The organism is Pseudonocardia asaccharolytica DSM 44247 = NBRC 16224, from assembly GCF_000423625.1.
GTDB lineage: Bacteria > Actinomycetota > Actinomycetes > Mycobacteriales > Pseudonocardiaceae > Pseudonocardia > Pseudonocardia asaccharolytica.
Genome location: NZ_AUII01000013.1, coordinates 91,213 through 113,400 on the forward strand (window position 1 = coordinate 91,213; position 22,188 = coordinate 113,400).

Here is a 22,188-nt window from a genome sequence, read left to right on the forward strand (position 1 = left end):
ATACCCCCGCCCCGTACGCGATCCGGTGCCTGCCGGCGGTGCAGCCGTGGAGCAGCTACGAGCTGGCCCGGCAGATGGACCGCAGCCTAGGACGAAGCCGGACTCGGCATCAGGCCCGGGTCACAGCTCGGACAGCGGGACGCCCGGGTCGGCGAGCCGGTCCGGATCGACCGGTGCGCCCGACCGGACCAGCCGCTGGATGTCGTCGGTGACGTCCCAGACGTTGACGTTCATCCCGGCCAGCACCCTGCCGTCGGAGAGCCAGAACGCGACGAACTCGCGACCGGCGAGGTCGCCGCGCACGACCACCCGGTCGTAGCTGCCGGGCTGGGCGTATCCGGAGTACTCCATGCCGAGGTCGTACTGATCGGAGTAGAAGTAGGGCACCCGGTCGAAGACCACATCCTGGCCGAGCATCGACCGGGCAGCGGCGGGGCCGCCGTTCAGCGCGTTGGCCCAGTGCTCGACCCGGATCCGCCTGCCGAGCAGCGGGTTGTGCGCATTGGCGACGTCGCCCGCGGCGTAGATGTCCGGATCGCCGGTCCGCAGCGACTCGTCGACCAGCACCCCGTTGTCCACCGCCAGGCCGGCGGTCCGTGCCAGCTCGACCGCCGGGGTGATGCCGACGCCGACGACGACCGCGTCGGCGGGGACCGCGGTGTCGTCGTCGAGCAACACCGACGCGACCCGGCCCTCGCTCCCGGTGATCTCCCGGATCCCCGTGCTCAACCGCAGATCGACCCCGTGCGCGGCATGCAGATCGGCGAAGACCTGGGCCATCTCGTCACCGAGCACCCGCCGCAACGGCAACGAGTCCAGCTCGACCAGCACGACCGCGGCGCCGCGCTGGCGGGCCGCCGCGACCTCCAACCCGATCCAGCCGCCACCGATCACGACGATCCGGGCACCCTCGGTGACCACTTCGCGCAGCGCGTCGGACTCCTCGATCCGGCGCAGGTAGTGCACGCCGTCCAGATCGGCGCCGGGAACGGCCAGGCGGCGAACCACCGAGCCGGTGGTGAGCAGCAGCTTGGCGTAGTTCACGGACTCGCCGCCCGCGAGGGTGACGGTGTGCGCCGCCGGGTCGAGTTTCTCGGCTCGTGCCCCGGTGCGCAGCTCGATGCGCTGCTCGTCGTACCAGGAGCGATCGTGGACGAACGCCTTCTCCCGCTCCTCGGCGCCCAGCAGGTAGCCCTTGGACAGCGGCGGTCGCTCGTAGGGGGCTTCGGGCTCCTCACCGATGAGCACCACCCGCCCCGTGAAGCCCTCGGCCCGCAGCGTCTCGGCCGCCTTCGCTCCCGCCAGGCTCGCCCCCACGATCACGAAAGTCCGCTCATCACGCGCGTTCGGTTCGGTCATCGGTCCCACCTTCCTGTCTCCTGCTCGAATGGATGTCCCGTCGAGCAACAACCGACACCGTGTCCACGTTCGCGCATCTCAGCGAGGCCTGTGAGTGCGTAACAGTGTTAGAACACTGTTACGCACTCACGGGGCGGGAGGACGTGCCGGTGAGGGCGAAGAACTCGTTTCGGGAGCGCGCGTCCTCGCGCAGCACGCCGTGCAATGCAGAGGTGATGGTCCGGGATCCGGCGGCGCGGACCCCGCGCAGCGACATGCACATGTGCTCGGCCTCGATCACCACGCCCACACCGCGGGGCGCGAGGTGTTCCTGCAGCCAGTCGGCCACCTGCTTGGTGAGCCGCTCCTGCACCTGCAGGTCGTGGCCGAACAGCTCGACCACCCGGGCGAGCTTGGACAGCCCGAGGATCCGCTGCCCGGGAAGATAGCCCACGTGCGCGACCCCGTGGAACGGCAGCAGGTGGTGCTCGCACAGCGACTGGACCGGCAGATGCGTGGCGACGACCAGCTCGTCGTAGCCCTCATCGTTGGGAAACGTCGTCAGGTCGAACTGGCGGGGCGTCAGCAGCTCGACGAACGAACCCGCGACGCGGCGCGGCGTGTCAGCCAGGTGCACCGAGTCCGGGTCCTTACCCAGCGCGCGCAGCAGGTCAGCGACGGCCCGCTCTGCGGCGGCCACGTCCACCGCCGTGCGGTCGCTGACGACGCGCAGCCGGGGAGCCGCCGGTGGGGCCGGGGAGGACGGCGGCTGACGCGGGGAAGCGGTCACGTCGGCGACCATGGGCCCTCCTTCTAAAGATGAAAGTTCTCGTTATTAGAGACCGGCGGCCGCGACGATGTCAAGATCTGCCGCCCTGGCGTCGGGCCGCGGGATCCAGCCGCACACAGCACCGACCCGGGCCGGGGGCCAGCCGGGCGGTCCACCCCGGATCATCAAGGCCATCGAGCAGCCCCTGCAGCAGCCGCAGGTTCATCCCGCACACGAGGTTCGGGTGCTCCTGCACCAGAGCGTGGAAGGGGCAGTTCACCAGTGCGATACCGCCCCCCTCGGCGCGGGGCTCGAAGCCGTGCTCTCCCAGCACCCGCAACGCGGCCATGCGGCTGTCCACGCAGGCTCCGGCCGAACCCGCCCCGCGGGCGAGCTCCATGCCCAGCCGGTGCGCGCGCCGGCCGAGAACCACCCGCGGCGCCTCACCGGAGCGTCCCACCTCGACGAGCGCCCCGGCCAGCAGCTTCCCGGCCAAGTCGTAGCGGCGCTCGGGCAGCGACACCACAACCTGGCAGGCCGCCCGGCGATAGAGCTTGGCGGGCCGCCCGGCGCCGGGACCGGTCCGCCCGGTGCGCCGCTCGTAGACGACCTCGAGCAGGCCCTCGTCCACGAGCCGATCCAGATGGAACGCCGCGGTCGTGCGGGGCAGCCCCACGGCCGCGGCCGCCTCGTCGCGGCTCACCGATCCGGGCTGGCGCACCACATGGTCATACAGGCGGTGGCGGGTCGGCTCGGCGAGCGCGGCAACCGCAGCGATCTGAGTCCGCCTGCCTTCGTCGTCCATACCGCCATCGTATAATCAACTTTTGTTGACGAAACCCCGTCGAGACCCGGATTCAGAACAGCCGGCTTCACAACAGCCCGGATTCGCGTGCCGTATGCACCGCCGCGGTCCGGTTGTGCACGTTGAGCTTGCGCATCGCGGCGCGCAGGTAGGCCTTGATTGTCTGCGGGCTCAGACCGAGCTCGTGGGCGATCTCGGCGTTGCTCGCGCCGACCGCGGCGAGCCGCAGGGCATCCAACTCGCGTGGCGCGAGCCTGATCGACGAACTCGCCGTGCGGCCCGGATCGCGGTCGCCCAGCTGCCGGCAGACGCGTTCGAGACGAGCGCGCAGCACCGGGTCGTCCGTGGATCGGATGATCATCGTCAGCTCGTCGAGGGCCGCCCGTAGCTTCGGCGTCGAATCGGCCGCCACCTCGGCCGGTCGCCATCCGACGGGCCGATCCCTCCCGAGCAGCCCCTCGATGTCCTTCCCGAGCTTGGACGCCACGACGTTGGCGTGCCGCAAGGCGACGTCACCGATCGACATGTCCGCGCGCACGGCCCCGTAGACCACCCCGCCGACCGTTCCGTGCACCCTGATGGGGACGGCGAACACCGAGGTGAGCCGCTCCGGCGCGACGTGCCGGTCGTAGTCGTGGGTGATCGCACGGCTGCTGGTGTAGTCGTTGACCAGGCAGGGTACGCCGCGCATGATCGCCGTGCCGCCCAAACCCCGGCCCACCGAAACCGATACCCCGTGCAGCGATCTGGTGCGGTTTCCCAGCAGCTGCGTGATGAGCAGATGCTCGCCGGCCTTGCCCCTGCGGGTGGCCCCACCGAACACGACCGGCAATCCGGTGGTCTTGCTCAGCACATCGAGCCGCTGGCGGAGCAGATTCTCGATCATGTCGCGCATAGGGCCGGCATCGACCACTTCCGCTCCCCTCTCCGCAATCATCGTCTTTGCCCGGTTCAGGCGGATGGAAACGATACGCAACGTCAGCGCCGAATCAGCGGAAAGCCCCGCTACCCACTTTTGCGTGTGGTGCGTGGCCGCCGCCGTCGGGGATGGTCTCGCATGCCCGCAGGGCGGTGCCGCTGGTCATGGTGGCGGCGGTTCTCACGATCTAGGAGGACATGGATGTCCACCCACGAGGCGGTGTCGCCGCCGGACGTGCCGATGCGGCGGGTCGCCCTCGCGAGCTGTGTCGGGACGACGATCGAGTTCTACGACTTCTTCATCTACGGCACGGCGGCCGCGCTCGTCTTCCCGAAGGTGTTCTTCCCCGCCCTGGGCCCGACCGCGGGCACGATCGCCTCGTTCGCGACGTTCGCGGTCGCCTTCGTCGCCCGCCCGGTCGGGGCGGTGCTGTTCGGGCATTTCGGCGACAGGATCGGCCGCAAGCGCACCCTCATCTCGACGCTGCTGCTGATGGGGGTCGCCACGATGCTCATCGGGCTGCTCCCCGGTGCCGACACGATCGGGGTGGCCGCCCCGATCATCCTGGTGATCCTGCGGTTCGCCCAGGGCTTCGCGGTGGGTGGCGAATGGGCCGGGGCCACGCTGCTCACGGCGGAGTACGCACCGAAGGCGAAACGAGGGCTCTACGCGGTCTTCCCGCAGCTCGGCCCGGCCTTCGCCTTCGCGCTGTCCAGTGCGACGTTCCTGGTCACGGGCCTGACGCTCGGCGACACCGACCAGGCGTTCCTCGACTACGGATGGCGGGTGCCGTTCCTGCTCAGCGTCGTGCTGGTCGGGGTGGGCCTCTATGTGCGGGTCACGATCGAGGAGACGCCGGTCTTCCGGCAGGCCCAGCAGCAGCGGGCGGCCCGGGCCGATGCAGGGCGCACGCCCTTCCTGGAGGCCATCCGCCGCCAGCCGAAGGAGGTGCTGCTGTCGGCCGGGTCTTTGACGATGTTGTTCGCGTTCTTCTACATGGGCACGGCCTATCTGACCAGCTACGGAACCAACCCGAACGGGACCGGGCTGAGCCGTCCGGTCGTGCTGACGCTGGGCATCGCGGCGGCCGTGGTCTTCGGGCTGGTGATCGTCGCCGCCGGCATCTGGTCGGACCGCATCGGGCGCCGCGGCGTCATCATGACCTCCTGCGCTCTCGGCGCGGTCTGGGCACTGGTGCTGTTCCCGCTGCTCGACACCGGATCTGCCGTCGCGTTCGGTATCGGGCTCACCGTCACGCTCGCCATCTTCGGTGTGTCCTACGGGCCCGCCGGGGCCTTCCTGCCGGAGCTGTTCGAGACTCGTTACCGCTACACGGGCGCCGGCATGGGGTACAACCTGGCGGGTGTGCTCGGCGGCGCGGTCCCGCCGCTGCTGGCGCCGCAGCTCGCCGCGTCCTTCGGCAGCATCGCCATCGGTGTCATGCTCGCCGCGCTGGCGGTGCTGAGCTTCTTCTGCACGCGTGCGCTGGCGGAGACGAAGGACCGCCGGATACAGGACGAGCCCGCCGACGCCGCGGTGGCGGCCGGCTGATCCCCTCGAGCTCCGTGAACTTGGCCTGCGCCGCGGCATCGGTCGGCGCCGTGATCGCAGTCAGCATCACGATCACCTTGACGCTCCGCGGGTCGCGCCCCTGCTCGGCCGCCTGCCTGCGGATGTCGTCGACCGTCGGACGATTCCCACAGCTTGTCATCGAGGCCGCGGCTGGGCGATCCTCCGCTCGTGCGGCGGACCCGGGACCGCACAGATCATCCACGGACCGCCACCGATCTCACGCTGGGCCCGGCACAGGGCCCGACCAGGACCGCACCAGCGCGGCTGTTTCCTCGCGCAGCAACGAGTAGGCATGCCGGTGTGCATGCTCGAGTGAGGGCGCGTGGTCGGCGAGCGCCCGCGTGCCGGAGATCCCGGCCGCGATCAACGCCTCCCGGTCCAGCCGGACTCGGCCCGCGACGGCGAGGACCGGGGTGCGCCGGGCTGAGGCGAGCCCGGCGACGCCGACCGGGACCTTACCGGCCAGGCTCTGGGCATCGAGCGACCCCTCGCCGGTGACGACGAGATCGGCGCGGGCCACCGCAGGGCCAAGTCCGGCCAGCTCGGCCACCAGGTCGAACCCGGACACCAGGCAGGCGCTGAACCCGGCCATCGCTCCGGCCGCGAGGCCACCGCCCGCGCCCGCACCGGGGATCTCGGCGACCTGCCCGGCACCGGCCGCCACCAGCGCGCTCGACCAAGCGTGCAGCGCCCGGTCGAGGATGGTGACGCCTCGGTCCTGTGCGCCCTTCTGCGGGGCGAACACCGCGGCGGCACCACGCGGGCCGAGCAGCGGATTGGTGACATCGGTTGCGACCCGCACCCGTACGCCCGCGCAGCGGCGCCGGACCGGCGCGAGCTCGACGGTGCGCACCCTGGTCAGTGCCTGCCCGCCGAGCCCGACCCGGTTTCCGGCCGCATCGACCACCACGACACCGAGCGCCTGCAACATGCCCGCCCCGCCATCCGTGCTGGCAGTGCCGCCGACGGTGAGCACGATGTCGCTGATGCCCTGGTCCACGGCGTGAGCGAGGAGCTCGCCCACCCCCCAGGTATGCGCCGCGAGCGCCGACCACGGCGTCGGCTCGACGTACCCGAGCCCGCAGGCCTGTGCGGACTCGATATAGGCGACCCCGTCGCACACGGCGTAGCAGGCATCGACCGGATCGGTGACCGGCCCGGCCACCCGCACCTCGACGGGTTTCCCGCCGCCCGCGATCAGGACATCGAGCGTCCCCTCGCCGCCGTCCGCCATCGGGATCTCGACGATCTCGGCGTCCGGCGCCGCCGCGCGCACGCCCTCGCGCATCGCGGCGGCGGCCTGCACCGCGGTCAGGCTTCCCTTGAACTTGTCCGGCGCGACAACGACTCTCATCGACTCGTCCCTCCCGTCAACGGGACACGACGGACAGCGGCAGCGATCGGCCCACCAGCACCGGCCGCGGCGCGGGCAAGATCCCCGCGATCCTCGTCAGCTCGCGAGCGGGTGCGGCCTCCGGCGCGGCGAGCACCACCGGAACGCCCCGGTCGCCCGCCTCACGCAGCTCGATGTCGAGGACCACCTGGCCGAGCAGCGGGGCGCCGGCCTCCGCGGCGAGCACGGCACCACCTCCGGATCCGAAGATCGCTGTGGGCTCTCGACAGCAATGACACACCAATGCGCTCATGTTCTCCACGACACCCGCGACGGTCGCGCCGGTCTCCACCGCCATCCGGACCACCCGCATCGGGCCGCGCCACACGACGGGCCGCTCGTCAGGGACGAAGAAGCCCACCGACATGATGCCGACCCCGCCCTTCCCGCTGGCCACCGCATAGATCCGGGACCGCCGCCGAGCCCGCCCATGATCGGTGGGGTGGTGCGGAGCCGTTCGGCGAGCTCGACCCGCTCGACCACGGACATCGTCGAGAAGCTCACCTCGACCACGCGGACCCCGTCCAGCCCGGACACGGCCGCGGTGTCGATATCGGGCCGGCGGGTCAGCACGTCACGACTCCACCCGGAAGGCGCGTCGGCGGGGCTTGACCGGGCGCATGAGGAACCCCGGACGGCGTTGCCCGCCAGGCCCCAGCGTGGTGTGGGTGCGGGCGAGCCACTCCCGGTAGACCTCCCGCGAGCGTCGCGCGTCCACGTACACGTCGCCGTACTGGTCGCCCGCGTGCGCCTTCTCCATCTTGACCTTCTGCAGCCAGCAGTGCATGCCCGAGTGCGGGTCGGGCTGCACGCCGAACGCGAGGTTCTGGTGCACGCCGGGGTCGGTCCACCAGATGCGCTCGGAGTCGGGGTCGTCGGAGGAGAAGGGCGCGATCCCGCTCTTGTAGCGCAGCATCCAGGAGTCGGGGCCGTCGGGGTGGGTGATGTCGACCAGGCCCTGCACCCAGCGGCTGCCCTCGGTGTCATGCAGCCGCCAGCGCCCCATGTGGTGCGACAACGCGCACACGCCGGGCCGGATGCCCTCGGTGACCCACACCCGCCCGACCAGGTAGCCGATGGAGGTGTTGAGCCGGACCAGATCGCCGGTGGACACCCCGTGGCGGGCGGCGTCGACGGTGTTGAGCCAGGCCGGGTGGCTGTTGGAGATCTCGTTGAGGTACTTCGCGTTGCCCGAGCGGGTGTGGATGAGCGTCGGGAGCCGGAAGGTCGGGACGAGCACGAGCTCGCCCGCGTCGAGGTCGATCTCCGAGCGCGCGACGTGCGAGCGGATGTAGCCGGGGGTGGCGTACTCGGGCCAGCCCCAGTCGCGCATCGCGGTGGAGTAGACCTCCAGCCGACGCGACGGGGTGAGCCAGCCGGCCGTGACCGTGCCGTCGGCGTGCCGGATCCCGACCGCGCCCGCCTCGCCGACCAGCGGAGGCGTGGAGTCGAGGTCGGTGGGCTTGCGCAGTACCCCGGCGGTGTCGGAGCCCTCCGGGTCCGGGACGGCGTCGGCGAACTCGGCCTCGGTGAGCGGGCACTCGTCCTGGCGGTAGAGCGTCTCGGCGACCTCGACCACGCCGTAGCGGCGCATGTAGCCCAGCGGGCTCAGCCCCTCGGCCTCGGCCTTCTCCGGCAGCCCGGGCACCCGGTTCTCGAAGATCCACCGGTAGTACTCGTCCACGGTGACCTTCTCACCGGGCCGGTACGGGGACTCGAAGTGCCTGCGAATCCCCATCGAGCCGTCCGGGTCGATGCGCCAGGACAGTTCGAACCAGAGCTCGGTCTCCTCCCACACCTCCCCGGGGTTGGCGTCGCGGGTGTCGCCGACCGGCATGCCCAGCTTCTCCATCGCGACCCGGCGCACCGGCTGGCGGAAGCCCAGCCACTTGGCGGCGTGGGTCTCGTAGGACTGGGTGTCGTGCCGTTCGGTGGAGTGCCCGACGGGCAGCACGTAGTCGGCGAACTCGGCGGTCTCCGACCAGGTCGGGGTGAGCGCGATGTGCAGCCCCACCTTCTCCGGGTCGGACAGGGCGCGCATCCAGGTGAAGCCGTCGGGGTAGGTCCAGATCGGGTTGAACACCCGGGAGAAGTAGACGTCGATCCGCCCGCGGCCCTCCTCCATGAAGTGCGGCAGCAGGATCGACATCTCGTTGCAGGCCAGCGGGTACTCCGGCGGCCAGGCCAGCTCGTTCCAGTGGTCGTGGGCGGGCACGTCGGGGCCGTGCGGGATGAACTTGTTCCAGCCGTTGGGCTGGGTGCCCCCGACCGTGCCGATCGAGCCGGTGAGGGCGAGCACGAACCACATCGCGCGCGAAACCTGCCAGCCGCCGAGGTTGCCCGCGGCCGCTGAGCGCCAGATGTGTGCGGCGAGCCGGTGGTCGCACTGCGCGATGGGTTCGGCGAGCTCGACCAGCTTCTCGACCGGGATCTGGGACTCCTCGGCCGCGAACCCGAAGGTGTACTGCGCGTAGTCGGCCTCCAGCGTCTCGAGGAACGCCTCGAACGTGGGCTCCGCGCCGGGGTGCAGCTCGCGCAGGTAGACCTCCCAGTTGAACCAGCGCCGCAGGTAGGGCTCGTCGATCCGCCGGGTGCGCAGGAGGTGGGCGGCGACGGCGAGCAGGATCGCGGCCTCGCTGCCCGGCCACGGGGCGAGCCACAGGTCCGCGTGGGAGGCGGTGTTGGACATGCGCGGGTCGACCACGACGACCTTCGCCCCGGACTGCTTGCCCTCCATGATCCGCTGGGCGTGCGGGTTGAAGTAGTGCCCGGTCTCCAGATGCGAGGAGAACAGCAGGATGACCTTGGCGTTGGCGTGGTCGGGCGAGGGCCGGTCGTAGCCGCCCCACAGGGTCTGGCCCAGCCGGGCGCCGGACGAGCAGACCTGGGTGTGGCTGTTGTGCCCGTCGACGCCCCAGGCCTGCAGCACGCGCTCGGCGAACCCGTCCTCGCCGGGCCGCCCGACGTGGTAGGTCACCTCCTCGTGGCGACCCTCCTGGATCGCCGCGCGGATCCGTCCGGCGATGTCCTCCAGCGCGGTGTCCCAGCTGACCCGCTCCCACTGGCCGCCGCCGCGGGCCCCGGTGCGCCGCAGCGGGTGCAGGATGCGCTCCGGGTCGTGGAGCTGGTTGATCGTGGCCGGGCCCTTGGCGCAGTTGCGCCCGCGCGAGCCGGGGTGGGCGGGGTTGCCCTCCACCTTGCGCACCGAAAGGTCGTCCTTGTCGACGTAGGCGAGCAGTCCGCAGGCCGACTCGCAGTTGAAACACGTCGTCGGCACGAGCATGTAGCTGTGCGGCACCTTGCGCGGGTGCGCCTCGGCGTCGTACTCGACGTGGTTGTCCCACTCCGACACCGGCGGGTAGTTGTGCAGGTGCTCGTGGCGGCGGGCACCGGGCAGCGGGTGGCCGACGGGCACGATCGGCGTTTGTGGGGCAGGCACGGTCGGGGCGGCCGCGGTGGGATCGGCCGCGGTGGGATCGGCGGCGGGGCGAACGGTCTCGGTCATGGGGGTCGGGCCTCCGGCGTGGTGGGCGCGGGTCGGACGAGCGGTCGGGGCGCGGCTACGAGAGCGGCACGTCCTGCCCGGCCCGGACGAAGACGGTCTCGTAGGCGAGCAGCGCGACCTGTACCGCGACGCCGGCGACGGCGACGGCGACGGCGACGAGCACGGTGCCCCCGCCGTTCCAGCCGGGGAACGCGACCGCGGCGGCGACGACGGCGAGCGCCACGCCGAGGGTCCAGAACGGGATCGCGTACCGACCGTGGGTGATCATGTGGGCGGCCACGGCGGCCGCCCGGCTCGCGTGCCTGCCGCCGTACTCCAGCAGCAGCATCAGCACGTGCAGGACGGCGGCGGCGGCGAGGAAACGGGCGACGAACGCGGCGCCGTCCGCCGTGGTGTTCACGATCAGCGCGGCGACGGCGAGCGCGCCCGCGCCGACCATGACCGCCGCGACGTTCAGATGCCAGAACAGCAGCGGCGACTGCCACAGGTCGCGGCCTTCCGCCTGCCCGAACAGGAAGGCGGTATAGCCCGCGACCATGACACCGGCCGGGATGCCCAGCACCGCGAGGATCGTCCACACGACTTCGGACGCGGTGAGCAGCCCGGTCTCGACACCGATGCCGTAGAGCAGCCAGACCCCCGACACCGCCGCGTGCGCGGCCAGCGCGTAGGCCCCGAGGACGAGCCAGGAGCCGAAGTTGGACTTGAGCAGGATGTAGAGGAACCGCTCGGGGCGCTTGAGGTCCCACACCAGCAGGGCGCCGGTGACCGCGGTGCCCGCGACGCCGAGCGCGGGCGCCACGATCGTGGTCAGCACCCCGAGGTCGACGCCCAGCAGGATCCCCAGCGAGGCGATCATCAGCGCGCCGCCCCCAAGGCCCTTGGCCCACAGGTAGGTGATGACCCGCCAGCCCCACGGCCGGGTATGCGGGATGTCGAGCGTCGTCTTCGCGCCGCTGACCGGGTCGACCGGCAGGTCGGCCGCGACGGCGGCGCGGTGCGGGTCATCCAGGTCACCGACCCAGATGGAGTGGGTGGGGCAGACGACCACGCAGGCCGGTTCCTTGTCCTGGTCGATGCGGTGCGCGCAGAAGTTGCACTTGGCTGCGGTGTGCGTGTCCTCGTCGATGTAGATCGCGTCGTACGGGCAGCCCTGCATGCAGCTCTTGCAGCCGATGCACCGGTCCCGGTCGAAGTCGACGATCCCGTCGTCGCGGACGAACAACGCCTTGGTGGGGCAGATCTTGACACAAGGGGCGTCGGTGCAGTGATTGCACCGCATCACCCCGAAATCGCGTGTGCTGTCGGGGAAGGTGCCCTGATCGACATACTTCACCCAGGTGCGGAACTGCCCGACCGGCACTTCGTGCTCGGTCTTGCAGGCGACCGTGCACGCGTGACAACCGATACATGTTCGCTGATCGATCGCAAACCCATAACGCATGAAGAAAACTCCCTGTCGGATGTCGGGTGGTCGCCACTCGCCACATACACATCCGTCGTCGTGTCCCACGCAGTGTTCTCGATGGGTCGACCAGGCGTCGATAACTGCGCGCAACGTTGTCAGTATGGGGTTCCGGCCGGTAGCGGCTCGCTGTCGATGGGCTCATAAGTCAGCGCTATGGCGATCAATGCGGTCCGGTCACGACGCCCTCGGGAACCGGCCGGATCGGCCTGCCGCGCGAGTTCTCAGACCGACGAGGCGGCGGCATGCGTTCGCATCCGGTAGGCGTGGGCCGCTGGTAGCCCTGGAACGGCTCGTCCACCACGGCGATACGGGTCAGTCACTTCACGTTGCCCATGCCGTACCTCTTCGAGCGGCCCGCGCAGCCGGGTACCGGTCCACTCCCCGTTCCGACGGGAGCGACCGGATACCGCAGTGCCTCATGCAGGAATCCGTGGTTACGGAGCGTCAGGCCAACCTCCTCCCGCCTCAGGTCGGCCATCGACACCGTCCTCTACGGTCGGCTCCCACCACCGTTCGTGGCAGCTGACGGGCGACTCGACGCCCGCATCCGCCAGCTGCGACAGCCGGGCGATGACGTCGGGGTCCGCGAGCTCGCCCGCCGCGAAGTGCCCATTGAGCGTTTCCCAGTAGCGATTTGATCATGTGGTTCGGCCGTGCTCGGTGTGGAGCAAGATCAGCGCGGCGGCGGTGATCGCACCGATCTGCCAGGGGGCACAGGCTGACCCGGCGCAACGCCTTGAAGGTGGTCTTGAGCAGCGCGTTGCCGCGCTCGGCCAGGGCTCGGGTCGCGGAGTGCATCGCGTTGACCGTGCGTTGCTCAACACTGAGCCGGGCCAGCTTGCTCGGCTTCTTGATCGGACAGGTTAGCCGGTCGGCTTCCCCGAGGTAGCCCCGGTCGGCGAGCACGAGGTGCTCCGAGTCGCTCCAGGCGGTCAGGGCGTCGAGCAGTCCGGAGTGGGTGCGTGCGCAGGTCACGTCGTGCTCACGGCCGGGCCGGACCCGGCCGTGAGACAGCGGCCACCCGTCCGGGGCCGTCACGACCTGCACGTTCCCGCCGTGGTGGTGATGCTTGCCTGACCACCAGAGATCGACCTTGGCCGTAGGCCCGGCGGCCTTGCTGCGATCGGTGCGGATCAACGTGCCGTCCAGCGCCACGTGGGTATGGCCGGCCGCCAGGGCGGCGAGCACGTCGATCGCCTCGTGCAGGTAGAGGTTCTGCACCTCTTCCTGATCATCTGCGTGTCATCGGCGTGTCGCCACCGGTCCCGCTACTGGGAAAGGCCCATTGTTGAGATAGACCGCTCCGGTATCGGATGCCCGTAGAAGAACCCGATGAGCGGTTTGAGCTGGTGCTCGATGGCGAGGAAATGATGGTCCGAGCCGCCGGTGGCTGACGAGCGGCGGGAATACCCGGGCGGGCGGTTGTCCGACACTGTGAACGGCGGCCCTCGCCGAGCCGGTCGGAACACCCCCGATAACCGAACCTTATGTCCGACCCATCAATGAATCCGATGACGGCATTAGGGAATCCGAAGGCCACTACCTTGCCCGTGCCGCGAACAGGCTGATTAACTCCTCTTGCACTCGGCCCTCAGTGGGTGCACCGCCACGGACCGTCGCCGAGAAAGCCCGGCTGACGATCTCCACGAGAACACCGTGCGGGCCTGGCCCGACACTTCAGCCACCAGTGAACGCAGGCAGTCGCCGGCACCGGAGAAGAAGGTGCCGGACACATGCGGATCCCAGAGGAACACGTGGATCACGAGAGGAAGCCGTGGTAGGAGTCCCCGAGGTTCAGGACCCGACGTTAGCCTCCGCCGCACTGCGCCGCTATGTCGCGAGCACCCCGCCCGAGCTGCTGGACCCCGCGGCGATCGCGTTCTTCGGTGCGCTGGACGCGGTCGGCGCCGCGCTTCCCGACATCGCGAGCTCGATCGCCGCGGAGCTGGGCGACCAACGGTCGAACATCAAGCTCATCGCCAGCGAGAACTACTCGTCGCTCGCCGTCCAGCTGGCGCAGGGCACCCTTCTCACCGACAAGTATGCGGAGGGCGTGCCGGGCCACCGCTTCTACGCGGGCTGCGACAACGTCGACGCCATCGAACGCCGCGCCGCCGACCTGGCCCGGAAGGTGTTCGGCGCCGACCACGCCTACGTGCAGCCGCACTCCGGTGCCGATGCCAACCTCGTGGCCTTCCTCGCGGTGCTCTCGCAGACCGTGGAGGCCCCGACGCTGGCCCGCCTCGGGCACACCAACCTCGCCGAGCTCCCCGAGCCGGCGTGGGAGGCGCTGCGCCGGGAGATCGTCGGCCAGCGGCTGCTCGGGATGGATCTGTACTCCGGTGGGCACCTCACCCACGGCTACCGGCACAACGTCTCCGCCCGGCTCTTCGAGGCGCACTCCTACACCGTGGACCGCGAGACGGGGTTCCTGGACTTCGACACCATCGTGCGCCAGGCGCGCGCGCTGCGCCCGCGCATCCTGATGGCCGGCTACAGCGCCTACCCACGACGGATCGACTTCGCCCGGTTCCGGGAGCTCGCCGACGAGATCGGGGCGGCGTTCGTCGTCGATATGGCGCATTTCGCGGGCCTGGTCGCGGGCAAGGTCTTCACCGGCGTGCACGACCCGGTGCCGCACGCCCACATCGTCACCACCACCACGCACAAGACGCTGCGCGGCCCGCGCGGGGGGATGGTCCTCTGCTCGAGCGAGTATGCCGATGCGATCGACAAGGGCTGCCCGCTGGTGCTCGGCGGGCCGCTGCCGCACGCCATCGCGGCCAAGGCGGTCGCGCTGCACGAGGCGGGCCTGCCCGATTTCGGCCGCTACGCGCACGCGGTCGTCGACAACGCCCGCGAGCTCGCCGACCGGCTGCGCGGCCACGGCGGACGGGTGGTCACCGGCGGCACCGAGAACCACCTCGTACTGCTCGACGTCGCCACCAGCTATGGCCTCACCGGCCGGCAGGCCGAGTCCGCGCTCCGCTCCTGCGGCCTCACCCTCAACCGCAACGCGCTGGCGTTCGACCCCAACGGCCCCTGGTACGCCAGCGGCCTGCGGCTGGGCACCGCCGCGGTGACGACGCTGGGCATGGGCGCCGCCGAGATGCACGAGATCGCCGGGATCATCCACGACGTCCTGACACCGGCCCAACCGGTCGACGGCAGCCGCGCAAGGTTCGACCTGCCCGACTCGGCCGTCGCCGCCGCCAGGGCGCGGGTCGCCGTACTGCTCGACCGCCATCCGCTCTATCCCGAGATCGACCTGGGGCTGCTCGCCCCGGGCGTCGCCGGCTAGCCGTGCACGCTGTCGCGACCGCCCCAGGCCCGGCGCACGGCCCCCCGGTCGTGCTGCTCGACGTCGCCGCCCGGCACGGCATCCAGCTGCGGTTGTTCCACGGCCGCGGCGGCGGCCCGACCCGCGACAGCAGCGCCGCCCGCGCCGCGTACCGGGAGTTCCTCTCCCACCTCGGCCTCGGCGAGTTCTTCCGCACCGCAACGCCGGTGGACGAGCTCGGCAGGCTCAACGTCGGGTCCCGGCCCTCGCGAAGGCCCGGCGGCGCCCGGTCGCTGGCCGAGCTGCGCGCGATTCCGTGGGCCTTCGGCTGGACCCAGACCCGGATGATCGTTCCCGGCTGGTACGGCCTCGTCGCGGCCCGCGACGAGGGCCACGGACCGGTCATCGAGGACATGCGCGACTGGACGTTCTTCACCAACCTGCTCGGCAGCTCCGCCTACCTGGAACCGCTGCACCACCTGCAGGTCGAACTGCTCGCCCGGCGTCGCCGGGCGATGGCCGCGGGAACCGAACCCGACCCGGACCTCCGCCGCGCCCTGCTGCTCACCGTCAACGGCATCGCGGCCGGCCTTCGCAACACCGGAGAGAGAACCTTGACCGATCACTGAAGTGTCACCGGAAAGTCTTCATGAGCTCTCAGTAAAAAATTCAGTACAATTGGTATTGATATTTCTTGGTATCCAGGACTGTAATCACCGCTGTTACCCACCAGCCCCTTTAATCCTTCGCATGCGCGTTTGAGAAAGGTGATGACGACGATGTCGAATGGATTCACTCATTTGTTCCTTCCCGGTCCGACAAACGTACCGGAGCGGGTTCGACAGGCGATGAACGTGCCCATGCAGGACCATCGGGCGCCGGATTTCCCCGAGCTGACCCTGCCACTCTTCGCGTCGCTGAAAAAGATCTTCAAGACCGAGACCGGCCGCGTCTTCCTCTATCCCGCCTCCGGAACCGGGGCCTGGGAGGCCGCGATCAGCAACACCCTCAACCGGGGTGACCGGGTGCTGATGTCGCGCTTCGGGCAGTTCTCCCACCTCTGGGTCGACATGGCCGAACGCCTGGGCCTCGACGTGATCTGCGTCGACGTCGAGTGGGGCACCGGGGTGCCGGTGGAGGCCTACCGGCACCACCTCGAGGACGATCCGACGATCAAGGCCGTTTTCGCCACCCACAACGAGACGGCCACCGGTGTCACCTCCGACATCGCGGCGGTGCGCCAGGCGATGGATGCCGCCGGTTCCGACGCGATGCTCTACGTCGACGGCGTCTCCTCGATCGGATCGATCGAGTTCAAGCAGGACGAGTGGGGCGTCGACCTCGCCGTCTCCGGCTCGCAGAAGGGTCTGATGGCCCCCCCGGGGCTGGCCGTTCTCGGCGTGAGCCAGAAGGCGCTGGCCGCGGCCGAGTCCGCCACGATGGAGCGCTGCTACTTCGACTTCGCCGACATGATCGCCTCCAACGACGTGGGCTACTTCCCTTACACCCCACCGATTCCGTTGCTGCACGGCCTGCGCGCCTCGGTTGACATGCTGTTCGTCGAGGGACTGTCGAACGTGTTCGAGCGGCACTTCCGGCTGGCCGAGGGGGTGCGCCGGGGCGTGCACGCCCTCGGCCTGTCGCTCTGTGCCACCGCACCGTACTGGTACTCCGACACCGTCTCGGCGGTCCGGGTGCCCGACGGCGTCGACGGCGCGGAGGTTTGCCGAATCGGCTATCACCGCTACCGCACGTCCTTCGGAGGGGGGCTGAACAAGGTCGCCGGCAAGGTCTTCCGGATCGGCCACCTCGGACACCTCAACGAGGTCTCCTGCCTCGCCGCGCTGGCCAGCGCGGAGATGGCGTTGGCCGACGCCGGCGCCGGCATCGAGCTCGGGGCCGGCGTCGCCGCCGCGCAGGCCTACTACCGCCAGGCCCTCACCGACCGGCAGGACCTGGCCGACCTCGACCTGCTGGCTTCGGCCGCACCGCGCTGAGCAGACCTGCGATATCCGCCAGAACCTAAGGGAGACATGCGATGAGTCATACCCTCTACCCGACGCGCCGGCCGCGCCTGCAACGCAGCGAACTCGCCGTGCCGGGCTCGAACATGCTGTTCATCGACAAGGCCGTGCACAGCGACGCCGACTACATCTTCCTCGACCTCGAGGACGCCGTCGCGCCGCCGGAGAAGGAACAGGCGCGTAAGAACGTGATCTCCGCGCTCAACGAGATCGACTGGGCCGCCGCGGGCAAGACGGTGTCCGTGCGGATCAACGGCCTCGACACGCAGTACATGTACCGCGACGTCATCGACGTGATGGAGCAGGCGGGCGACCGGCTGCACACCATCCTGGTGCCCAAGGTCGGTGTGCCCGCCGACCTGTACCTCGTCGAGGCGCTGATCACCCAGATCGAGACCGCCCGCGGCTATGCGACCAGGGTCGGCACCGAGGCGTTGATCGAGACAGCCCTCGGGATGGCCAACGTCGAGGCGATCGCCGCGGGCGGCGGCCGCCTGGAAGCACTGCACTTCGGTGTGGCCGACTACGCCGCCAGCAACCGGGCCCGCACCGTCAGCATCGGGGGCCTCAACCCGCACTACCCCGGCGACCAATGGCATTTCGCGCTGTCCCGGATGATCGTCGCCTGCCGGGCCTACGGGTTGCGCCCGATCGACGGTCCGTTCGGCGACTTCTCCGACCCCGACGGCTACCTCGACGGCGCCCGCCGGGCCGCTGCGCTCGGCTGTGAGGGCAAGTGGGCGATCCACCCGAGCCAGGTCGAGCTCGCCAACCAGGTGTTCACCCCGCCCGCCGAGGAGGTGACCAGGGCACGCCGGATCGTGGAGGCGCTGCGCGAGGCCGAGGCACAGGGCAAGGGCGCGGCCTCGGTCGACGGCAAGATGATCGACGCTGCCTCGGAACGCATGGCGCGCAACGTGATCGCGATGGACGAGGCAATCGCCGCGAGCTCCGGCCGCGGCTGAGGGGAACCATGGACATCCACGAGTACCAGGCCAAGGAGCTTCTGGCGCGGTTCGGGGTACCCGTGCCGCGCGGGGGCCTTGCCTACAGCCCCGAACAGGCCGCCTACCGGTGCACCGAGCTGGGCGGAACGGCCTGGGTGGTCAAGGCGCAGATCCACTCCGGCGGGCGGGGTGAGGCGGGCGGGGTGAGCGTGTGCCACTCCGACCGCGAGGTGCAGGAGGCCGCCAACCACCTGTTCGGCCAGCGGTTGGTGACCCGGCAGTCCGCGCCGCGGGGCAAGCCCGTCTACCGCGTGTACGTGGAAGAGACCGTCGCCATCGCGCGCGAGCTCTACTTCGGAACCGTCCTCGACCGGACGACCGAGAAAATCATCATCATCACCGCGGCCGAGGGCGGGATGGAGATCGAGGAGCTCGCCGCGAGCGCTCCGGAGGCGGTGCAGCGCAGCGTCGTTGAGCCCGCCGTCGGCTTCCTGGACTTCCAGGCCCGCGAGATCGCCTTCGGGCTCGGCCTTCCCGCCGAGTTGATCGCCCCGGCCGCCCGGCTCTTTCGCGCCGCCTACCGGGCCTTCCGGGACCTCGACGCGACGATGCTCGAGATCAACCCACTCGCGCTGACCAAGGACGGCGAGCTGGTGGCGTTGGACGCCAAAATGTCCTTCGACGATAATGCGATGTTCCGCCACCAGGAGATTTCCGAGCTGCGTGACCGCAGCCAGGAGGATCCGCGGGAGAGCCACGCGGCCGACCGCGGGCTGGCCTACGTCGGGCTCGACGGCGACATCGGCTGCATGATCAACGGTGCCGGGCTGGCCATGGCCACGATGGACATGATCAAGCACGCCGGCGGCGAGCCCGCCAACTTCCTCGACATCGGCGGCGGCGCGTCGCCGGACCGGGTGCTCAAGGCGTTCCGCGCGGTGCTGCACGACGACCAGGTCAAGGTGATGCTGGTGAACATCTTCGCCGGCATCAACCGCTGCGACTGGGTCGCCGAGGGCATTGTCGCGGCATACGGCGAACTGGACGTCCGGATTCCGGTCATCGTGCGGCTGGCCGGGACGAACGTCGAGGAGGGCAGGCGCATCCTGCGCGAGTCCGGCCTGCCGATCATCACCGCGGATACCTTGGCCGACGCCGCCGAGAAGTCGGTCGGTGCGCTCGGCATGTCCCTTTCCGCCTGACGAGACGAAGGACGCACCATGGCGATCCTGATCGATGAGACGACGCGAGTGATCGTGCAGGGCATCACCGGGCGGATCGGTCAGTTCCACACCAAGGAAATGCTCGACTACGGGACCCGGGTGGTCGGTGGCGTCACTCCGGGCAAGAGCGGCGAGACCCGGATGGGTCTGCCGGTCTTCGACACCGTCAAGGACGCGGTGAGCGTCACCGGCGCACAGGCGTCGATCGTGTTCGTACCGCCGCCGTTCGCGGCCGACTCCATCATGGAGGCCGCCGACGCCGGCATCCGGTACTGCGTCTGCATCACCGACGGCATCCCGGGCCAGGACATGATGCGCGTGAAGCGCTACATGCGCCGGTACAAGACCGCAGAGCGAATGGTCCTCACCGGCCCCAACTGCGCAGGCACCATCTCCCCCGGCAAGTCGATGCTCGGCATCATGCCCGGGCACATCTACCTCCCCGGCCGCGTCGGGATCATCGGACGGTCCGGCACGCTGGGCTACGAGGCCGCGGCGCAGCTGACCGCACTCGGGATCGGGGTGTCCACGTCGGTGGGAATCGGCGGCGACCCGGTGAACGGATCGTCCTTCCGCGACCATCTCGCCCGCTTCGAGGACGACCCCGACACCGATATCGTGATCATGATCGGCGAGATCGGCGGTCCGCAGGAGGCCGAGGCGACAACGTTCGTCCGCCAGCAGATGACCAAGCCGGTGGTCGGCTACATCGCGGGCCTCTCGGCGCCGAAGGGGCGCAAGATGGGCCACGCGGGTGCGATCGTCTCGGCGACGGGCGAATCGGCCCAGGAGAAGGTCGAGATCCTCTCCGCGGCGGGCATCACGATCGCCCCGAACCCGTCGAGCATCGGGCAGACCGTGGCCGACGTGCTGAACCGCCGTGGCCTGCTGGCCACCGCGTGAGTACCGCATGAGTGAGGAGAAATCGGTGGACGAGCCCGTCATCGTCGTCACCCGCCGCTGGCCCGGACCCGTCGAGCGGGAGTTGCTGCGCCGCTATCCCGGGGCGCACCTCAACAGCCAGGACGCCCCGCTGGGGTTCGACGGGCTGCGCACCGCCCTGCTCGAGGCCGACGTGGTGCTGCCCACCGTCACCGACCGGCTTCCCGCCGAGATCTTCGACGGCGAGCTGCGCGCACGCTTCCTCGGCAACTTCGGCGTCGGCTTCAACCACATCGACACCGTCGCGGCCGCCAAGGCGGGGATCGTCGTCACCAACACCCCCGGCGTGCTGACCGCCGCCACGGCCGATACCGCCATGACCCTGCTGCTCATGGCGGCCCGGCGGGCCGGTGAGGGAGAGCGGGAGGTACGGGCCGGGGCGTGGACCGGGTGGCGGCCGACGCATCTGCTCGGCACCGACGTCACCGGCAAGACCATCGGGATCCTCGGGATGGGCCGGATCGGCACGGCGCTGGCCCGCCGGGCGCACTTCGGGTTCGATATGCCGGTCGTCTACTACGACGGGTCCGAACATGCCGATTCGCACGGCATCCCGGGCGCCCGCCGCGCCGCCTCGGTCGAGGAGGTGCTCGAGGTCGCCGACTTCGTGTCCCTGCACATGCCGGGCAGCGACGAGAACACCCACCTCATCGATGCCGCCCGGCTGGCCCGGATGAAGCCGACCGCGTTTCTGATCAACACCGCCCGCGGCGACATCGTGGACCACGCAGCGCTGGTCGAGGCGCTGCGGGCCGGCACGATCGCAGGCTGCGGCCTCGACGTGTTCGAGAGGGAGCCCACGATTCCGGACGGGCTGCTCGAGTTGGACAACGTCGTGGCGCTGCCGCATCTGGGCAGCGCCACGATGGAGACGCGCACCGCCATGGGCATGCTCGTGCTCGACAACCTCGCGGCGTACCTGGCCGGACGCGAGCCGTCCTGCCGGGTGGTCTGACGCCGGTTTCGTCGGTCCCAGCGTTCTAGCGCCTGTTTAAAAAGTGGATCTTCGTCCGTCGCCTGTGCGTGTCGGTCAGCGGAGATGAGTGAGGTCTCCGGTAGATGGATCAACGACCAAGAAGACCATCACCACCGGAGACCTCGTGGGCACCGTACTCGCGGGGGCCCGTCATGACCTCACCGACGCGCAGTGGCAGCTGCTCGAGCCGCTGCTACCTGCGGTGAGTGGGCGTGGACGGCCCCGAACCGGGACCTGGCGGCAGTTGATCGACGGGATCCGGTGGCGGGTCCGGTCCGGTACACCGTGGCGGGACGTGCCCGAACGGTACGGGTCCTGGCAGTCGATCTACGGCCTGTTTCGACGCTGGCAGCGCGACGGCACCTGGGCGGCGATCCTGGCTGGTCTGCAGCAGCTCGGAGACGCGGCGGGCCTGATCTGCTGGGACGTCTCGGTGGATTCCACCCTCGTGCGGGCGCATCAGCACGCCGCCGGCGCCCGCCGGGATCCGGCCAGCCAGGTCGAGCCGCCCGGCGCCGAGCCGGTCGACCACGCGTTGGGCCGGTCTCGGGGCGGGTGGACCACCACGCTGCATCTGGCCTGTGAGCAGGGGCGTAAGCCGCTGTCGATGGTGATCACCGCCGGGCATCGGGGAGACAGCCCGCAGTTTGTGCGGGTCCTGGAACGCATCCGGGTGCGGCGGCCGGGGCGGGGTCGGCCCCGGACCCGCCCGGACCGGGTCCTGGCCGACAAGGCGTACTCATCCCGGGCCAACCGGGCCTACCTGCGCCGCCGCGGAATCCGGGCGACCATCCCGACCAAGCGCGATCAGCAGGCCCACCGGCGCAAGCGCGGATCACGCGGCGGGCGGTCGCCACGGTTCGACCCCGACATCTACCGGCAGCGTCACGCCGTCGAAGCCAGCATCAACCTGCACAAACAGAACCGGGCAGTCGCCACCCGCTACGAAAAGCTGGCCCTGCGCTACGAAGCCACCACCCACATCGCAGGGATCAACATCTGGCTCCGCCGATTAGTAAACACGCGC

General features: G+C 70.2%; 17 protein-coding genes and 1 pseudogene. 9 read left to right on the forward strand and 9 right to left on the reverse strand.

Annotation, left to right across the window (positions count from 1 at the left end; genetic code table 11):
- Positions 1-120 precede the first annotated feature (120 nt).
- The 4 genes from G567_RS0115610 to G567_RS0115625 form a co-directional block, all read right to left on the reverse strand.
- Positions 121-1,359 (reverse strand): NAD(P)/FAD-dependent oxidoreductase, encoded by a 1,239-nt coding sequence (locus G567_RS0115610; protein WP_028930721.1) that lies wholly within the window; start codon positions 1,357-1,359, stop codon positions 121-123.
- Positions 1,360-1,477: 118 nt separating this feature from the next.
- A complete protein-coding gene (gene folE / locus G567_RS0115615; protein WP_037057398.1) occupies positions 1,478-2,140 on the reverse strand; it encodes a GTP cyclohydrolase I FolE in 663 nt (220 codons plus the stop codon).
- A 58-nt stretch (positions 2,141-2,198) separates the two neighbouring features.
- The gene (locus G567_RS0115620) at positions 2,199-2,912 is read right to left on the reverse strand and encodes a helix-turn-helix transcriptional regulator (protein ID WP_028930723.1); all 714 of its coding nucleotides are present in this window, start codon (positions 2,910-2,912) and stop codon (positions 2,199-2,201) included.
- 67 nt (positions 2,913-2,979) lie between these two features.
- A complete protein-coding gene (locus tag G567_RS0115625) occupies positions 2,980-3,798 on the reverse strand; it encodes a LuxR C-terminal-related transcriptional regulator (protein WP_161631708.1) in 819 nt (272 codons plus the stop codon).
- A gap of 234 nt (positions 3,799-4,032) precedes the next feature.
- Between G567_RS0115625 and G567_RS29200 the strand changes: the two genes are divergently transcribed.
- Positions 4,033-5,382: an MFS transporter gene (locus G567_RS29200; protein WP_051233140.1), complete on the forward strand. Its 1,350-nt coding sequence runs from the start codon at positions 4,033-4,035 to the stop codon at positions 5,380-5,382.
- Positions 5,383-5,620: 238 nt separating this feature from the next.
- Here G567_RS29200 and G567_RS0115635 read toward each other — a convergent pair whose 3' ends face one another.
- The 5 genes and pseudogenes from G567_RS0115635 to G567_RS29205 form a co-directional block, all read right to left on the reverse strand.
- Positions 5,621-6,757, reverse strand: coding sequence for a glycerate kinase (locus G567_RS0115635; protein ID WP_028930725.1), 1,137 nt, complete (start codon positions 6,755-6,757; stop codon positions 5,621-5,623).
- Positions 6,758-6,773: 16 nt separating this feature from the next.
- The gene (locus G567_RS0115640; RefSeq protein WP_028930726.1) at positions 6,774-7,193 is read right to left on the reverse strand and encodes a P-loop NTPase; all 420 of its coding nucleotides are present in this window, start codon (positions 7,191-7,193) and stop codon (positions 6,774-6,776) included.
- A gap of 177 nt (positions 7,194-7,370) precedes the next feature.
- Positions 7,371-10,301, reverse strand: coding sequence for a molybdopterin-dependent oxidoreductase (locus tag G567_RS0115645; RefSeq protein ID WP_037057399.1), 2,931 nt, complete (start codon positions 10,299-10,301; stop codon positions 7,371-7,373).
- Positions 10,302-10,356: 55 nt separating this feature from the next.
- A complete protein-coding gene (locus G567_RS0115650) occupies positions 10,357-11,664 on the reverse strand; it encodes a 4Fe-4S dicluster domain-containing protein (protein ID WP_245585665.1) in 1,308 nt (435 codons plus the stop codon).
- A 743-nt stretch (positions 11,665-12,407) separates the two neighbouring features.
- Positions 12,408-12,978 (reverse strand): annotated as a pseudogene (locus tag G567_RS29205) (HARBI1 family protein); the annotation flags it as partial.
- Positions 12,979-13,543: 565 nt separating this feature from the next.
- Here G567_RS29205 and G567_RS0115660 point away from each other — a divergent pair.
- The 8 genes from G567_RS0115660 to G567_RS0115695 all read left to right on the forward strand — a co-directional run.
- On the forward strand, positions 13,544-15,070 hold the full coding sequence (locus G567_RS0115660) for a glycine hydroxymethyltransferase (RefSeq protein WP_037057401.1): 1,527 nt from the start codon (positions 13,544-13,546) through the stop codon (positions 15,068-15,070).
- A gap of 2 nt (positions 15,071-15,072) precedes the next feature.
- Positions 15,073-15,678: a phosphoenolpyruvate carboxylase gene (locus G567_RS0115665; RefSeq protein WP_084796170.1), complete on the forward strand. Its 606-nt coding sequence runs from the start codon at positions 15,073-15,075 to the stop codon at positions 15,676-15,678.
- Positions 15,679-15,897: 219 nt separating this feature from the next.
- Positions 15,898-17,046, forward strand: a complete 1,149-nt coding sequence (locus tag G567_RS29210) for a pyridoxal-phosphate-dependent aminotransferase family protein (RefSeq protein WP_211223942.1) — start codon at positions 15,898-15,900, stop codon at positions 17,044-17,046.
- A gap of 41 nt (positions 17,047-17,087) precedes the next feature.
- Positions 17,088-18,038 (forward strand): HpcH/HpaI aldolase/citrate lyase family protein, encoded by a 951-nt coding sequence (locus G567_RS0115675; protein ID WP_028930731.1) that lies wholly within the window; start codon positions 17,088-17,090, stop codon positions 18,036-18,038.
- Positions 18,039-18,046: 8 nt separating this feature from the next.
- On the forward strand, positions 18,047-19,222 hold the full coding sequence (locus tag G567_RS0115680) for a malate--CoA ligase subunit beta (RefSeq protein WP_028930732.1): 1,176 nt from the start codon (positions 18,047-18,049) through the stop codon (positions 19,220-19,222).
- Positions 19,223-19,240: 18 nt separating this feature from the next.
- Positions 19,241-20,146 carry a succinate--CoA ligase subunit alpha gene (gene sucD, locus G567_RS0115685; protein WP_028930733.1) on the forward strand — a complete coding sequence of 302 codons (906 nt, stop codon included), beginning with the start codon at positions 19,241-19,243 and terminating at the stop codon, positions 20,144-20,146.
- A 25-nt stretch (positions 20,147-20,171) separates the two neighbouring features.
- Complete coding sequence (locus tag G567_RS0115690) at positions 20,172-21,140, forward strand: 2-hydroxyacid dehydrogenase (RefSeq protein WP_028930734.1); 969 nt, start codon at positions 20,172-20,174, stop codon at positions 21,138-21,140.
- Between the two features lie 145 nt (positions 21,141-21,285).
- On the forward strand, positions 21,286-22,188 hold a 903-nt coding region (locus tag G567_RS0115695), incomplete at its 3' end, for an IS5 family transposase (RefSeq protein ID WP_028930735.1).

Excerpts from the sequence above, each read along its gene's own strand:
- folE (WP_037057398.1), bottom strand. The coding sequence starts at position 2,140 with ATGGTCGCCGACGTGACCGCTTCCCCGCGTCAGCCGCCGTCCTCCCCG.
- G567_RS29210 (WP_211223942.1), top strand. The coding sequence starts at position 15,898 with ATGAACGTGCCCATGCAGGACCATCGGGCGCCGGATTTCCCCGAGCTG.
- G567_RS0115645 (WP_037057399.1), bottom strand. The coding sequence starts at position 10,301 with ATGACCGAGACCGTTCGCCCCGCCGCCGATCCCACCGCGGCCGATCCC.
- G567_RS0115620 (WP_028930723.1), bottom strand. The coding sequence starts at position 2,912 with ATGGACGACGAAGGCAGGCGGACTCAGATCGCTGCGGTTGCCGCGCTC.
- G567_RS0115610 (WP_028930721.1), bottom strand. The coding sequence starts at position 1,359 with ATGACCGAACCGAACGCGCGTGATGAGCGGACTTTCGTGATCGTGGGG.
- G567_RS0115625 (WP_161631708.1), bottom strand. The coding sequence starts at position 3,798 with ATGATCGAGAATCTGCTCCGCCAGCGGCTCGATGTGCTGAGCAAGACC.
- G567_RS0115675 (WP_028930731.1), top strand. The coding sequence starts at position 17,088 with ATGAGTCATACCCTCTACCCGACGCGCCGGCCGCGCCTGCAACGCAGC.
- G567_RS29200 (WP_051233140.1), top strand. The coding sequence starts at position 4,033 with ATGTCCACCCACGAGGCGGTGTCGCCGCCGGACGTGCCGATGCGGCGG.
- sucD (WP_028930733.1), top strand. The coding sequence starts at position 19,241 with ATGGCGATCCTGATCGATGAGACGACGCGAGTGATCGTGCAGGGCATC.
- G567_RS0115680 (WP_028930732.1), top strand. The coding sequence starts at position 18,047 with ATGGACATCCACGAGTACCAGGCCAAGGAGCTTCTGGCGCGGTTCGGG.
- G567_RS0115635 (WP_028930725.1), bottom strand. The coding sequence starts at position 6,757 with ATGAGAGTCGTTGTCGCGCCGGACAAGTTCAAGGGAAGCCTGACCGCG.